Origin of the sequence: Ochrobactrum sp. SFR4 (assembly GCF_019730395.1) — a bacterium.
In the GTDB taxonomy this organism is placed as follows: domain Bacteria; phylum Pseudomonadota; class Alphaproteobacteria; order Rhizobiales; family Rhizobiaceae; genus Pseudochrobactrum.
On the sequence record NZ_JAAPBB010000197.1, the window covers coordinates 1 to 463 of the forward strand.

At 52.5% G+C, this 463-nt stretch carries 1 pseudogene; it reads right to left on the minus strand.

Going from position 1 to position 463, the window contains the following annotated elements:
* Window positions 1-313, minus strand: a pseudogene (locus tag HBA93_RS18580) (IS21 family transposase); the annotation flags it as partial.
* Window positions 314-463: the final 150 nt, after the last annotated feature.

Here is a 463-nt window from a genome sequence, read left to right on the forward strand (position 1 = left end):
AGGTGTCGTAGCGTTCAACATTGGCCTTGGGTTCATTGTTAAGAGTAAGTGCCTGCGGTGCATTAATCGTGGGTGGAATGAGTGATTTGCCGTCCACCAGACGGTGAAGCAAATTGAGGATATGGGTTTTTGTCGGCACTCCAGTCTTTAGCGCCATGTCGACCGCCAAGAGTACGGCCTGTTCGTCATGCTGTAAGACGAGCGAAAGGATGTCGACCATTTCCCTATCGCCCCCAGGCTTCTTCAGCAGATGAAGCTGGAGTGTGCGAAACGCTTCAGGAAGCTCAGTGAAAGGAGCGCCATTGCGCAAGGCTTCAGTGAGCGGATCGCAAAGTTGCGGGGTAAATCCGTGTGAGACCACAAACAGCTACTCCTAACGCGGCAAAGCGATCTCTGAGAAATGCTTCCGAATAAAATCCAGCTTCGGATCGATGTAGCGCTGGCAGAACGGCCTGCTTGGGTT